This is a genomic window from Mesorhizobium sp. WSM4837, from assembly GCF_055811435.1.
In genome coordinates this window covers 20,928-34,109 of the sequence record NZ_JBVVQE010000020.1, presented here as the reverse complement: position 1 = coordinate 34,109, position 13,182 = coordinate 20,928, and the positions used below count along the sequence as shown (strand labels likewise).

The 13,182-nt window shown below is 62.2% G+C and carries 12 protein-coding genes and 1 pseudogene; 11 read left to right on the top strand and 2 right to left on the bottom strand.

Annotated elements, in window-relative coordinates:
* Positions 1 to 9: 9 nt before the first annotated feature.
* A complete protein-coding gene (locus tag AC0L3D_RS14115; RefSeq protein ID WP_287260713.1) occupies positions 10 to 1,521 on the top strand; it encodes a leucyl aminopeptidase in 1,512 nt (503 codons plus the stop codon).
* A 19-nt stretch (positions 1,522 to 1,540) separates the two neighbouring features.
* Positions 1,541 to 1,990, top strand: a complete 450-nt coding sequence (locus tag AC0L3D_RS14110; RefSeq protein ID WP_091590560.1) for a DNA polymerase III subunit chi — start codon at positions 1,541 to 1,543, stop codon at positions 1,988 to 1,990.
* A 38-nt stretch (positions 1,991 to 2,028) separates the two neighbouring features.
* On the opposite strand, the gene AC0L3D_RS14105 is transcribed toward AC0L3D_RS14110, so the two are convergent.
* Together AC0L3D_RS14105 and AC0L3D_RS14100 are read right to left on the bottom strand one after the other, a co-directional pair.
* The gene (locus tag AC0L3D_RS14105) at positions 2,029 to 2,775 is read right to left on the bottom strand and encodes a haloacid dehalogenase type II (protein WP_353682497.1); all 747 of its coding nucleotides are present in this window, start codon (positions 2,773 to 2,775) and stop codon (positions 2,029 to 2,031) included.
* 850 nt (positions 2,776 to 3,625) lie between these two features.
* Entirely contained in the window at positions 3,626 to 4,114 is a 489-nt protein-coding gene (locus AC0L3D_RS14100; RefSeq protein ID WP_473644705.1) for a RidA family protein, read from the bottom strand.
* 188 nt (positions 4,115 to 4,302) lie between these two features.
* On the opposite strand from AC0L3D_RS14100, the gene AC0L3D_RS14095 reads away from it, so the two are divergent.
* From AC0L3D_RS14095 to AC0L3D_RS14055, 9 genes and pseudogenes are all read left to right on the top strand, one after another.
* Positions 4,303 to 4,983, top strand: coding sequence for a TetR/AcrR family transcriptional regulator (locus tag AC0L3D_RS14095; RefSeq protein WP_287260715.1), 681 nt, complete (start codon positions 4,303 to 4,305; stop codon positions 4,981 to 4,983).
* Positions 4,984 to 5,208: 225 nt separating this feature from the next.
* Positions 5,209 to 5,942: pseudogene (locus tag AC0L3D_RS14090) on the top strand (FadR/GntR family transcriptional regulator).
* Positions 5,939 to 7,114: a PLP-dependent transferase gene (locus tag AC0L3D_RS14085; protein WP_287260717.1), complete on the top strand. Its 1,176-nt coding sequence runs from the start codon at positions 5,939 to 5,941 to the stop codon at positions 7,112 to 7,114. The pseudogene AC0L3D_RS14090 and the gene AC0L3D_RS14085 overlap by 4 nt, the downstream one beginning before the upstream one ends.
* A gap of 27 nt (positions 7,115 to 7,141) precedes the next feature.
* Positions 7,142 to 8,401 (top strand): ABC transporter substrate-binding protein, encoded by a 1,260-nt coding sequence (locus tag AC0L3D_RS14080; protein ID WP_473644702.1) that lies wholly within the window; start codon positions 7,142 to 7,144, stop codon positions 8,399 to 8,401.
* Positions 8,402 to 8,536: 135 nt separating this feature from the next.
* Positions 8,537 to 9,472: a carbohydrate ABC transporter permease gene (locus AC0L3D_RS14075; RefSeq protein WP_027152651.1), complete on the top strand. Its 936-nt coding sequence runs from the start codon at positions 8,537 to 8,539 to the stop codon at positions 9,470 to 9,472.
* A gap of 13 nt (positions 9,473 to 9,485) precedes the next feature.
* On the top strand, positions 9,486 to 10,319 hold the full coding sequence (locus tag AC0L3D_RS14070) for a carbohydrate ABC transporter permease (protein ID WP_023800682.1): 834 nt from the start codon (positions 9,486 to 9,488) through the stop codon (positions 10,317 to 10,319).
* Between the two features lie 10 nt (positions 10,320 to 10,329).
* Positions 10,330 to 11,430, top strand: a complete 1,101-nt coding sequence (locus AC0L3D_RS14065) for an ABC transporter ATP-binding protein (protein ID WP_128169242.1) — start codon at positions 10,330 to 10,332, stop codon at positions 11,428 to 11,430.
* A 184-nt stretch (positions 11,431 to 11,614) separates the two neighbouring features.
* On the top strand, positions 11,615 to 12,229 hold the full coding sequence (locus AC0L3D_RS14060; RefSeq protein ID WP_473627738.1) for a hypothetical protein: 615 nt from the start codon (positions 11,615 to 11,617) through the stop codon (positions 12,227 to 12,229).
* A gap of 3 nt (positions 12,230 to 12,232) precedes the next feature.
* The gene (locus tag AC0L3D_RS14055) at positions 12,233 to 13,078 is read left to right on the top strand and encodes a 23S rRNA (adenine(2030)-N(6))-methyltransferase RlmJ (protein ID WP_473627673.1); all 846 of its coding nucleotides are present in this window, start codon (positions 12,233 to 12,235) and stop codon (positions 13,076 to 13,078) included.
* The last annotated feature ends 104 nt before the right edge of the window (positions 13,079 to 13,182 follow it).

Here is a 13,182-nt window from a genome sequence, read left to right as displayed (position 1 = left end):
CAGGACATGATGACTTCGAGACCTTCGATCGCCTTTGCCAGGTTCGCAGTGCCCAAAAAAGGCAGCGTCTTCATGCTGGCGGCCAACGATGGCGGTCTCGGCGACGCGGCAAAGGCTTGCGATCCGGCAAAGACCCTGGAGCGGGCGTTTCCGGTGGCCGACTTTTCCGGCAAGTTCGCCGGCCTGGTCGAAGTGCTGGCGCCGGAGGGCACATCGCTCGACCGGCTGGTGGCGGTCGGCGCCGGCAAGGTCTCGGCGCTCGACGACTATGCCTGGCTCAAGCTTGGCGGCACCATCGCTGCATCCTTGCGCAAGGCGACGGAGGTGGCGGTCATGCTCGATCTGCCGGGTGCTGACGTCGGCGGCAGGCAAGCGGCACAGCTTGCCGCGGGCATTCTTCTGCGCAGCTATGCTTTCGACAAGTACAAGACGAAAAAGGACAATGGCGACGGCCAGCGCGACGGCAACAAGGCCGAGCCCAAAAAGCCGGTTAAGGTGACCATCCACACCGCCGACCCGGCGTCGGCGAAAAAGGCCTTCGCCGACGAGGTGGCGGTGATCGACGGCGTGCTCCTGGCGCGCGATCTGGTCAACGAACCGGCCAATATACTGGGGCCGGTGGAATTCGCCGCCCGCGTCAACGAACTGGAGGCGCTCGGCGTCGCGGTCGAGATCCTGGTCGAGAAGGAGATGAAGAAGCTCGGCATGGGCGCGCTGCTCGGCGTCGCACAAGGCTCGCCGCGTGGCGCGCGCCTGGCCGTCATGCGATGGAACGGCGGCAAGGCCAAGGACAGCCCGATTGCTTTCGTCGGCAAAGGCGTCACTTTCGACACCGGCGGCAATTCGATAAAGACGGCCTCCGGCATGGAGGACATGAAGGGCGACATGGGCGGCGCGGCCGCGGTGACCGGGCTGATGCACGCGCTGGCCGCGCGCAAGGCCAAGGCCAATGTCGTCGGCATCATCGGGCTGGTGGAAAATGCCGTCGACGGCCATGCGCAGCGCCCCGGCGACATCGTCACTTCGATGTCGGGCCAGACCATCGAGGTGCTCAACACCGACGCCGAAGGCCGCCTCGTCCTGGCCGATGCGCTGTGGTACTGCAGCGATCGCTTCCAGCCGAAATTCATGGTCAATCTGGCGACGCTGACCGGCGCCACCATGGTCGCGCTCGGCCAGCACTATGCCGGGCTGTTCTCCAACAATGACGAATTGGCGAACAGGCTGACGAGCGCCGGGCAGGCGACGCAGGAACGCGTGTGGCGGATGCCGCTCGGCACCGAATACGACAAGCTGATCGATTCGAAAAATGCCGACATGAAGAACATCGGCGGCCGCTATGGCGGTGCCATCATCGCGGCGCAGTTCCTGCAGCGATTCGTCAGGGATACACCCTGGGCGCATCTCGACATCGCCGGCACCGCGATGGGCGCGCCGTCCAGCGAGATCAACCAGTCATGGGCCTCCGGCTTCGGCGTCAGGCTGCTCGACCGGCTGGTTCGCGACAACTATGAGGAGTGAGGCCTTTCAAGGCGCGATCATGGCCGACGTCCTGTTCTACCACCTGACCGAATCGACTCTGGAGGATGCGTTGCCCGGCCTGCTCGAGCGCAGTGTCGATCGCGGTTGGCGCGCCGTGGTACAGACCGGCTCCGAAGAACGGCGCGACGCGCTGGACCAGCATCTTTGGACCTTCAGGGACGATTCCTTCCTGGCGCATGCGACGGACCGCGAATCCTATCTGGCCGAGCAGCCGATCCTTTTGACAACCAGCCATGACAATCCGAACGAGGCGCAGATACGCTTCCTGGTTGACGGCGCGGTGCCGCCGAAGCTTGCCGGTTACGAGCGCGCCGTGTTCCTGTTCGACGGCCACGATGCGGCCCAGCTCGAGGCGGCGCGCACGCACTGGAAGACGATGAAGGAAGCCGGCCACGCAGTCACCTACTGGCAGCAGACCTCAGACCGGCGCTGGGAACGCAAGGCGTAGCAAAGCCTGCCGCCTGGGCGATCAGCAACCTGGGGGTGCTACAACTGAAGTCGTTCAGCCAAGTCAATGAAGTCGCTGGCCACCAGGTCCCAGGCTTGATCAGGGTGCAGATCCGTGGTCTGCGCCACCCCGTGCTCGGTCGGACGCGGGACAAAGGCTGTTCGCAATCCGCATGCCCGAGCCGCTGCAAGGTCGCCATTGTGGGCGGCCACAAGACAGATCTCATCCGGCTTCATTGACAGCACGTCAGCGGTGCGAAGATAGGCTTCCGGCGCAGGCTTGTAGGCTTGCACGACTTCGGCGCCGAGGATCGCATCCCAGGGGATGCGACTCCGCTTCGCCATGTTGAGCATGAGGACGATGTTGCCGTTCGAGAGCGGCGCGATGATATAGCGGGCCCTGAGCCGTGTAAGGCCGGCCACCACGTCCGGCCATGGCTCCAATCGGTGCCATGCCAAGTTCAGTTCGTCCAGCTCGGACGCCGGCACCGAAGCCGGGTCGATCCCGAATTCTTGCAAAATGGCTTCCAGATTCTCCCGATGCAGCACGTCGAGCCGTGTAAAGGGCCGCCGGCCGCTGCGCACCTCCTCCATCGCTGGAGAGTAACGGCGACGCCACGCATCCGCGAAAGCGGTAGGGATAGCGGATCCTGCTCCATGCCGCTTCAGGAACGGCTCAGCATCGCGCGCCACGCCGCTGCGCCAATCGACGACAGTGCCGAACACGTCGAATACCAACGCACGTACGCGATCCAATGCCATCACATTCGGCTCCTCGATCCCCACTATTTTTCCTTCGTCGCCTGCCTCGTTTTCCCCTTTTCACGGCCTTGCCAATTTGCTCGGCGATGCGGTCGGGCTTACGCGCGATGACGGCTGTGCCAATTAGATTGCAAAATAGACAAAGGGCACTGTCACCGATATTCCAGTGGCCTGGGCGCCGGCAACAACCCGGTACCGGCATGAGCGGAAGGGTGGCGGGCGCCACCATCGCGCCCCCCTCCTTCATTCGTTTGCCTTGAGCCAGATCTTTTGCGGACCGTGACCCTTGAAGGGGTATTGTGGATCACTCGGATCGTAAACGAGTGAGGGCCCGCCGGCGTCGAGGGGCGGGCACCAACGAAAACTGAACCCGTCGCTTCTCAACGAGAGTTCAAGATCGCAGCCTCCAAATGCGAGGCCGACCCGGCGTCCCATTACCTTTTGATCACGCTGAAAGTACTCCCAAATCATCTTCTGGGCTCGGTCGCTGGGCATCGCCGCGTCCGTGAACTCCAAGTACATCGTCCAGGTCTCCGGTCTGATAAGGAGGCTCCTAATCGCATCCTCTCCAGGAGAATTATCGGCTCCGAAAGCGGAAACGGATAGTAGGACGATTGCCAAGGCGGATCGGATTGCCCGCATCATGGAGACCCCGTTAAGCACCATCTGTGCCTTGTTGTAGTGCAGTCAGGGAGGCAAATCAGCAAAATGTCCAATTATGGCCTGATCTCGGAAATGCCGGCTGTCCGGTTTTGCTGTTGATGGCGTCTAATTACTGATCGCGGTAGGACGCCCATTGCTGAGCGTCCCTACCGCGATCCGTAATTCGTAATTCCGCGAAGCTCTGGACAATTGCGAAAGGCGAGCTGCACCACTATTCCAGAATGACGACGGCCTCCACCTCGAAGAGCATGGGGTCAATTGCAAGCTTGGGGACGGGAATCAGGGTCTGCGCCGGCAGCGCTTCACCGAACATTTTTTTGACGTTCTTGGTCAACACCTCAAGCTTGGACATATCGTGATCGACCACGAAGACGGTGAGCTTGGCGACCTGATCCGGCCTCGCACCGAGCGCATCGAGGGCGGTGCGCAAATTTGTGTAGGCCTGCTCAACCTGGACAGCGAAGTCGGGCGACAAGGCTCCCGTGCTGTCTTGGCCGCCCTGTCCGGAGATGTAGGCCACCCGGGCTCCGCGCGGCGTGATCACCGCCGTGCTGTAGCCATTTGGCGACGGGTCGTAGAGGTTTTGTGGATTGACGATGGTCAGCTTGAGATCCTTCTCATTGGCTGTCGTGGCAGTGGGAACTCCCATGGTCATGATGATTAGCCCTTCGATAAGCAGAGGCTTGATTGCGCGTGACATGATTTTCTCTTGGCTATGCGAGCAACGTGCCTCGCGGCCGGCATTATTGAACTTTAACCGTATCGCCCATACGATGACTCGTGCGACGTACGAGTCATCGTATGGTACGCCGTACGAGTCAATCGTTCAGATCGACATTCGTTCGCGTTGCCGGTCAAAATCGACGTTCTGAACAGCGAGGAAGACGGATGGCGACCAAACGCAGCGGCCGGAGCAAACGAGGGATAAATGAGCGGCTCCAGCCCTTGCAGGAGCCGCGCAGTGAACCGCCGCTCTCTCGGGAACGTATCGTGGCGACCGCGGTGGAACTGCTTGACGCTCAAGGAGTCGACGGATTGACGATGCGTCGGCTGGCCGATCGCCTCGGCTCGGGCGTGATGAGCCTATATTGGCACGTCGACAACAAAGAGGATGTCTTTGATCTGGCGCTCGACTCGGTGCTTGAATATCGCGGACCGCCGCAAATAGCTCAAGACTGGCGCGGAGAAGTCGTTCATGTGCTCGAAGACTGGCGCGCCAGCATGCTGCGCCACCCTTGGTCGGCGACGCTGTTGCCGCGCCGGGCACTCGGCCCGAACATCCTCGGTCGCTTGGAACTGCTGAGCAAGACGTTGTCCAGAGCCGGCGTTGCGGACGCAGATGTGAACGTTGCGATATGGTCGCTCTGGAACTATGTGATGGGCGCCACCATCACCCGGGCGAGCTTCGACCTCTCGGACGACGACAGGGCCGCTGCGCAGCAGCGCCTTACACGTCTCAGCGAACGTTATCCGACAATCGAACGCTCTCGTCTGCTGTTGGACAATGATTGGGACGGCGCTTTCAGGAATGGCCTCGGCTTCCTGCTCGATGGCCTCTCTCCAAAATGAGGCTGAACGTTTGGTTGAAAGCGACTGTCGCAAAATCGCTGATTAAAATCACAGTTTTGCAGCTGATTTTTGCAAGGTCGCAGAAGACGCGGCAACGTCCAAGGTTCCGCAATGGGTGTGAGCCGAAATGCAACCTCTGCACTGCCGAGGCCACTTGACGAAAGGCCGGTGGCGCGCAAAACTGCTAAGATGTCAGACCAATTTTGGGCGTAGGTACCCATGCGTATGCGCGGCGAACTGCCCGGGGCACCTGCCACGCGTGCGGCAATCGCCACGCTTCCGCCGTTGGACCGCGGCAAACAAGTCATGGAAGCGCTGGCAGACTATGTCGAGCGCGCTGCGCTGAAGAGCGGTGACCGGCTTCCAACCGAACGCGAATTGATGGCCGCGCTTTCCGTGGGGCGTTCGACAATTCGCGAGGCGATGGGGCGTTTCGAAGCGCTCGGCGTCACCGAGACCCGCAAAGGCAGCGGCACCTATCTGCTCAAGCCGATATCCGCCGGCACGATCCATTTGCCGCTGTCGCTCAATGCGGCTGAGCTGCGCGACGGTCTCTTGCACACCCTCGAGGTGCGCCGCGGCATCGAGGCCGAGGCAAGCATGGTTGCGGCACGGCGGCGGACAGTCGACGATCTGCGGACGACGAGGAAAAACTCATCGAGATGGAGCGCGTCCATCTCGCCACCGGCACGTCGGGGCCGGAAGACCTGGCCTTTCACCTGGCGGTCTACGATGCCACGCACAATCCGCTTTTCCGGCAGCTCCTGGGGCAGATGCGCGAAGCGTTTGAGCGCTTCTGGGACCATCCTTTCGACCGGCAGGATTTCGCGCGGCGATCGTTCCCGTATCACCGTGAGCTGTTCGATGCCATCGTCGCCGGGGACGCGGAGCTGGCGCGCGGAAAAACGCTGAAGATCCTCGAGATCGTGGAACAGGATATCGAGGAAATGTCGAAATGAACGGCCAGGATTTTTTCGACCAGGCCTCGCTGATCGCCGCCCATGACGAGGGCAACGCCTTCGATGCCGTCGTCCCGCCGATCGTGCAGACCTCGCTCTTCACCTTCTCGAATTATGACGAGATGCTCGAAACATACCGCGGCGAAAAAGTGCGGCCGACCTACACGCGCGGGCTGAACCCGACCGTGCGTATGTTCGAGGAAATGCTGGCGAAGCTGGAGGGCGCCGAGGACGCGATCGGTTTTGCAAGCGGCATGTCCGCCATCTCATCGGCAGTGCTGAGCTTCGTCGAACCGGGCGACCGCATTGTCGCGGTCAGGCATATCTACCCGGACGCGTTCAGACTGTTCGGGACGTTGCTCGCGCGCATGCGCATCGAGGTGACCTATGTCGACGGGCGCGACGAGGCGGCTGTCGCGAGCGCCCTGCCTGGCGCCAGGCTGTTCTATATGGAAAGCCCGACCAGCTGGGTCATGGAAACGCATGACATCGGCGCGCTCGCTGCGCTGGCAAAGTCCCGCGGCATCCCGACCATCATCGATAACAGCTGGGCCAGCCCGGTCTTTCAGCGGCCACTGTCGCTCGGCGTCGACGTTGTGGTCCACTCCGCATCCAAGTACCTGGGCGGCCACAGCGACGTGGTGGCCGGCGTGGTCGCGGGCTCGAAGGAATTGATCGGCCGCATCCGCGGCGAAGCCTATCCATATCTCGGCGGCAAGCTGTCGCCATTCGATGCCTGGCTCTTGATTCGCGGCTTGCGCACACTGCCGATTCGGATGCGCGCTCATCAGGCCTCCGGCCTCGAAATCGCACGGCGCCTGCGGGATCATCCAATCGTTGAGAGGGTCTGCCATCCAGGGTTGGCCAACCTGCTTCCCGCGGGGCTCACCGGCACGTCGGGCCTGTTCTCATTTGTCTTCCGCGACGGCATCGACATCCGCACCTTTGCCGACCGCCTCAAGCTGTTCAAGCTGGGCGTGTCGTGGGGCGGCCACGAAAGCCTCATCGTGCCCGGCGAGGTCGTGCTGCAGCAGAAGGCCCAACCCAATTCCGCGATGGCGTTCGGCGTCCATCCGCGGTCCGTGCGTCTCCATGTCGGCCTCGAGGGAACCGAGGCGCTGTGGAGTGACCTGGAAACGGCGATCGACGCCGCTTCCGAAGAAAAGACCTGAAGCAACCAGACAAGAAGGGAACGGAAAATGAAGAAGCTTCTTATCGCCGCATTCGCCACCGTACTGATGTCGGGTGCTGCACTCGCCGACACGACGCTGAAGCTCGTGGAGGTGATCACCAGCCCCGAGCGCACCGAAACCCTGAAGTCGATCGTCGCCAAGTTCGAGGCGGCCAACCCGGGCACCAAGGTCGAGGTGATCTCGCTGCCTTGGGGCGAGGCGTTCCAGAAATTCGCGACCATGGTGTCTGCCGGCGAAATCCCCGACGTCATAGAGATGCCGGACACCTGGCTGTCGCTCTATGCCAACAACGGCCTTCTCGAAAGCCTCGAACCCTATCTTGCCAAATGGGAGCACACCTCGGGCCTCACCGATCGCGCGCTCGAACTCGGCCGCGACGTGAACAACACCGCCTACATGCTGCCCTACGGCTTCTATCTGCGGGCGATGTTCTACAACAAGAAGCTGTTCAAGGAGGCTGGTGTCACCGAGCCGCCCAAGACGATGGACGAGTTCGTGGCGGCATCGGAGAAAGTATCCAAGCTTCCAGGCAAATATGGCTACTGCCTGCGCGGCGGGCCGGGTGGCCTCAACGGCTGGATCATGTTCGGCGCAACCATGGCCGGCTCCAACGAGTTCTTCAATGAGGACGGCACCTCGACCATGAACAGCGAGGGCTGGGTCAAGGGACTGACCTGGATCGTCGATCTGTACAAGAAGGGATTGGCGCCGAAGGACAGCGTCAACTGGGGTTTTAACGAAATCGTCGCCGGATTCTACACCGGCACCTGCGCAATGCTTGATCAGGATCCAGACGCGCTGATCGCGATAGCCGAGCGGATGAAGCCGGAAGACTACGGCGTCACGACCATGCCGAAGGGGCCGAGCGGCAAGACGTTCCCGACCATCGGCTATGCCGGTTGGTCGATGATGGCGGCCAGCCAGAACAAGGACCTCTCCTGGAAGCTGATCGAAACGCTCGAAGGGCCCGAGGGCAATGTCGAGTGGAACAAGCGCACCGGAGCGCTGCCGGTCCACAAGTCGGCCGAAAAGGATCCCTTCTACGCAAGCGAGCAGTTCAAGGGCTGGTTCGCTGAACTCGAGGACAAGGATGCGGTGCCAACGGTTATGCCGACCTATCTCGAGGAGTTCGCCTTCTTCAAGGACTCGATGGTCATCAAGACCAGTCAACAGGCACTGCTTGGCGATATCACGCCAGAGGAAATGGCCAACCAGTGGGCCGACTATCTGACCAAGGCGCAGCAAAAATACCTGGCCAAGAAATAAACGGCGGACGCCAGGCGTCGGAGCCGCCCATCGCGGGTGGCTCCGATACGTCTCGTCCATGGTCAATTGGAAGGAGGGTCGGTTGGAAGGATGGTCGATTGGACGGATGGCCAATTGGAGCGAAAGCGTTAGCTGATGGTCTTTGACGCCACCGCCGGGTTCCCGGAATCGCGCCGCCGGTCGCTGGTCGACCGGATCACGCGCCATGCCGAGCCATATCTTTACACCGCCCCGGCGCTGATTCTGATCGTCACCATCATGCTGGCGCCGCTGGTATTAGGCCTGTCCTACGCCTTCCGCGACGTGCACTTGCTCAACCCCTTCTCCGGCGGCTATGTCGGGCTCGATCATTTTCGCACCCTTTATGACGACGACAATTTCTATCGGGCGCTGCGCAACACGCTGTGGTGGACCGGCGCGTCCGTCTTGCTGCAATTCGTGTTCGGCCTGATCCTGGCGCTGTTGCTCGACCGGCCGTTCGCCGGCCGCGCCATAGCGCAGGCGCTGGTGTTCCTGCCCTGGGCGGTACCGACTTTCCTCACCGGGCTCAACTGGGCGTGGCTGTTCAACCCCGTCATCGGACCGCTGCCGCACTGGCTTTATGCGCTCGGCCTCATGAATGAACCGGCCAACATCCTTTCCAATCCGCAGCTTGCCATGTGGGGACCGATCATCGCCAACGTCTGGTGGGGCATTCCCTTCTTCGCCATCACGCTGCTGGCCGCGCTCCAGGCCATCCCGCGCGACCTCTACGAGGCGGCGGCGATCGACGGCGCCGGGGCATTCAGGCGGTTCACGTCGATCACCTTGCCGTTCCTTGCGCCGACCATTGCGATCACCGTGCTGTTGCGCACCGTTTGGATCTCGAACTTCGCCGACCTGATCATCGTCATGACCAGCGGCGGGCCAGCCGACCGCACGCAGATCGTCGCGAGCTACATCTTCACGCAAGCCTTCAGGGCCTTGGATTTCGGCTATGCCTCGGCCATTGCGCTGGTGCTGCTCGTCCTGTTGCTCGCCTATTCGATGCTGATCGTCATGCTGCGGCAAGTCCTGATGGATCGGGCCTGATCGGGATGACCAGATGAACAGCTATTCGACCTTCGGCACCGCGCTGCACCGCCTGGCGATCCTCTGCTACGTCCTCTTTGCACTGTTCCCGCTGTTCTGGCTGTTGAAAGTATCGGTCACGCCGAACGACCTGCTCTATTCCGAGGGCGTGCGCATGTGGCCGTCACGGATGAGCTTTGAACATTTCCGCTTCGTGCTGGCCCACAGCGCATTCCCGGTCTTCTTCAGGAACAGCATGATCGTTGCCGGCGCGACGGCCGTGATCGTGACGCTGCTTGCGTCTCTCTCCGGCTATGCGCTGTCGCGCTTCACCTTCCGCGGCAAATACTGGCTGGTCGCGCTGATGCTGCTCACCCAGATGTTTCCATTGGTGATGCTGGTCGCGCCGATCTTCAAGATGCTCTCGCCGCTCGGGCTGACCAACAGCCTGACCGGGCTGGTGGTCGTCTACACCGCCTTCAACATCCCCTTCGCGACGTTCCTGATGCAGTCGTTTTTCGACGGCATTCCCAAGGAGTTGGAGGAGGCGGCCAAGATCGATGGCGCCACGCAGTTCATGGCGTTTCGCCAGATCGTCCTGCCGCTGACGCTGCCCGGCATTGCGGCGACGCTTGGTTTTGTATTCACCGCCGCATGGAGCGAACTGCTGTTCGCGCTGATGCTGATTTCGGGCAACAGCGCCGCCACGTTTCCGGTCGGTCTGCTCACCTTCGTGTCGAAGTTTTCGGTCGATTTCGGGCAGATGATGGCAGCCGGCGTGCTGGCGCTGGTCCCGGCCTGCCTCTTCTTCCTGTTCATCCAGCGCTATCTGGTCCAGGGCCTGACGGCCGGCGCGGTCAAGGGCTGAGTGAGGTTCAATGGCATCGATCGACATCCGCAACGTCCGCAAGAATTTCGGCGTCGTCTCCGTGCTGCATGGCGTCGACCTGTCGATAGAGAACGGCGAGTTCGTGGTGCTGGTGGGGCCGTCGGGCTGCGGCAAGAGCACGCTGCTGCGCATGATCGCCGGGCTCGAGGAGGTGACCGAAGGTGAGATCCGGATCGACGGCATGCGCGTCAATGAGCGGGCGCCCAAGGACCGCGACATCGCCATGGTATTCCAGTCCTACGCGCTCTATCCGCACATGAATGTCGCCGAGAACATGAGCTACGGCCTGCGCATCCGGAAGGCTGCCCGCGAGAAGATCACGGCCGCCGTCAGCAATGCAGCCAGGAAGCTCGAACTGCAGCCGCTGCTTGCGCGGCGGCCGAAGGCACTGTCGGGCGGTCAGCGCCAGCGCGTGGCGATGGGCCGCGCGATCGTGCGACAGCCCAAGGCATTCCTGTTCGACGAGCCGCTGTCCAATCTCGATGCGCGCTTGCGTGAGCAGATGCGGGCAGAGATCAAGAAGCTGCACCGCGATCTCGGCGCGACCTCGATCTATGTCACTCACGACCAGATCGAGGCGATGACACTGGCCGACCGGATCGTCGCCATGCATGAGGGCGTGGTGCAGCAGGTCGGTAGTCCGCTGGAGCTTTACGACCGCCCTGCCAACCTGTTCGTCGCCGGCTTCATCGGATCGCCGGCGATGAATTTTCTGTCGGCGCGCTATGAGGTCGGCGCAGGCACGGCCGGCGCACGATTGCCTGACGGAACGCTGATTGGGCTTTCGTCAGCCTATCAACTCGAGGAGGGCGCGGCGGTGACGCTCGGCATCCGGCCGGAGCATGTCGAGATGTCGCCGGCATCGGAGAGCAGCCTGAGGGCGACGGTCGACTTGATCGAGCCGACCGGCTTCGGCATCATCCTGCATCTCGGCCTGCATGGCCTGCCATTCAACGTCTTCACGCTGGACAGGGCGGCGCTGACGGCTGGCCCGACGGTGACGGTGGCTTTCCCGCCGCAACATCTGCATTTGTTCGACGAGACTGGAATGCGCGCATTGGAATCGAGCCTCCAGAAGGGGAAGGGCTGATCCTCCTTATCGGGCGCTCAGATCATTCGGATTCTGTTCCCACCTTTGGGTCCGATGCTATTGTCTATCTTGGCACGGCCGAATTCGATACGACATTTGATCTCGGCCTCGACATGGCTCCTGGGACGAGATGGAACGCGCCCGCGCGGCGCTAATGCTAATATCCGGCAAGGTAGTCGAGCGCATGCGCTTTCTGTTTCTTCTGATCCTGCTCGCCGGCATCAGCATCGGCGTCGTCTATCCCTGGGCGATGACCAATTTCTCCGGCCGTGAGATCGGCACCTGGCGGGTTTACGAACAGGGCCGGTTCATGCCGGTGACGGTGCCGCTGGCCGCTCGCGACGCGCCGGTGCGGGTGCTGGTCGACCTCACCGCGAGAACCGAACGTATCGTCGTCTCGCAACAGCGCACCGTGCTGACGCTGACCGCCGCCACCGGCGGCAGGACCGTGCTCGCCTCGGCGCTGCAATTCAACCATTCGGAAAATCCGCGCCAGGTCAGCCCGCAACTGCCGGACAAGATCTTTCGCGACGAAGCCGGCCTGATCGCGAAGGTCAGCCCCGGCCCGTACCTCTTCACCATCGGCCCGGGCGACGCCGAAGGCATCGAGATGCGGGCGGTGGACCTCGTGCTGCGTTCCGGCGTCGGCGAGATCGATCGCCGGGCGCGGCCGGTCGGCTTCTCGCTGATAGCGGCCGGCCTGATCGGGATGCTGTTGGCGTTGTGTTTCGGCGGCCGCCGGCCGCAAAATCCGAACTCGCAGCCGCCACCGCCACGCTGGGGCAGGGGCTCGAACTAGATCGTGAATTACCGCCACGCCTATCACGCCGGAAACTTCGCCGATGTCGTCAAGCATGTCGTGCTGAGCCGGCTCGTCGAATATCTGAAGCAGAAGGACAAGGCCTTTCGCGTCATCGACACCCATGCCGGCATCGGCCGCTACGACCTATCGTCGACTGAAGCGCAAAAGACCGGCGAATGGCAAGGCGGCATCGGCCGACTGGTCGATGCCGCGCTTGACGCGCCGGCGGCAGCACTGCTGGCGCCTTATCTGGAAGCCGTTCGTTCGCTCAATCCTGAAGGCGGCGTGAAAAAGTATCCGGGCTCGCCGCTGATCGCGCGTCATCTCATGCGCAAGCAGGATCGGCTGTCGGCGGTCGAATTGCATCGCCAAGACGCCGCGAAGCTGAGGGCGCTATTCGCTGGCGATTTCCAGACCCGGGTGATCGAGCTCGACGGCTGGCTGGCACTCGGCGCGCATCTGCCGCCGAAGGAAAAGCGCGGCCTTGTACTCGTCGATCCGCCCTTCGAGGAGCAGGGCGAGTTCGACCGCCTCGTCGACGGGCTGCGCAAAGCCCACAAGCGCTGGCCCGGCGGCGTCTATGCGTTGTGGTATCCGGTCAAGGACCGCAAGGCGGTCGCCGCCTTCCGCAAGGCGCTGGCGCAGTCAGGTGTCCCGAAGCTGCTCGACATCGGCTTCGAGATCAGGCCGCCAACGGCCGAGCCCAGCCTTGACGGCAGCGGCATGGTGGTGGTCAACCCGCCGTTCACGCTGGAAGGCGAATTGCGCACGCTGCTGGCGGCTTTGCACAATTTGCTTGTCGTTGAAAAACCGGCGCACTGGACGCTGGAATGGCTGGCGGCGTAGGCGGCAGAGCTATCCGCGCGCCTGTCCTGGTTGAAGGCGATTTCGAACTAGGAAACCATTGTCGCTACAACCGCTTGACCGCGCGCAAGCGAATCCGCACAGTG

Bases quoted from the DNA above. Each gene is read 5' to 3' on its own strand.
- AC0L3D_RS14115 (WP_287260713.1), top strand. From the start codon at position 10: ATGACTTCGAGACCTTCGATCGCCTTTGCCAGGTTCGCAGTGCCCAAA.
- AC0L3D_RS14100 (WP_473644705.1), bottom strand. From the start codon at position 4,114: ATGTCACGCGCAATCAAGCCTCTGCTTATCGAAGGGCTAATCATCATG.
- AC0L3D_RS14070 (WP_023800682.1), top strand. From the start codon at position 9,486: ATGAACAGCTATTCGACCTTCGGCACCGCGCTGCACCGCCTGGCGATC.
- AC0L3D_RS14080 (WP_473644702.1), top strand. From the start codon at position 7,142: ATGAAGAAGCTTCTTATCGCCGCATTCGCCACCGTACTGATGTCGGGT.
- AC0L3D_RS14060 (WP_473627738.1), top strand. From the start codon at position 11,615: ATGCGCTTTCTGTTTCTTCTGATCCTGCTCGCCGGCATCAGCATCGGC.
- AC0L3D_RS14065 (WP_128169242.1), top strand. From the start codon at position 10,330: ATGGCATCGATCGACATCCGCAACGTCCGCAAGAATTTCGGCGTCGTC.
- AC0L3D_RS14075 (WP_027152651.1), top strand. From the start codon at position 8,537: ATGGTCTTTGACGCCACCGCCGGGTTCCCGGAATCGCGCCGCCGGTCG.
- AC0L3D_RS14095 (WP_287260715.1), top strand. From the start codon at position 4,303: ATGGCGACCAAACGCAGCGGCCGGAGCAAACGAGGGATAAATGAGCGG.
- AC0L3D_RS14085 (WP_287260717.1), top strand. From the start codon at position 5,939: ATGAACGGCCAGGATTTTTTCGACCAGGCCTCGCTGATCGCCGCCCAT.
- AC0L3D_RS14110 (WP_091590560.1), top strand. From the start codon at position 1,541: ATGGCCGACGTCCTGTTCTACCACCTGACCGAATCGACTCTGGAGGAT.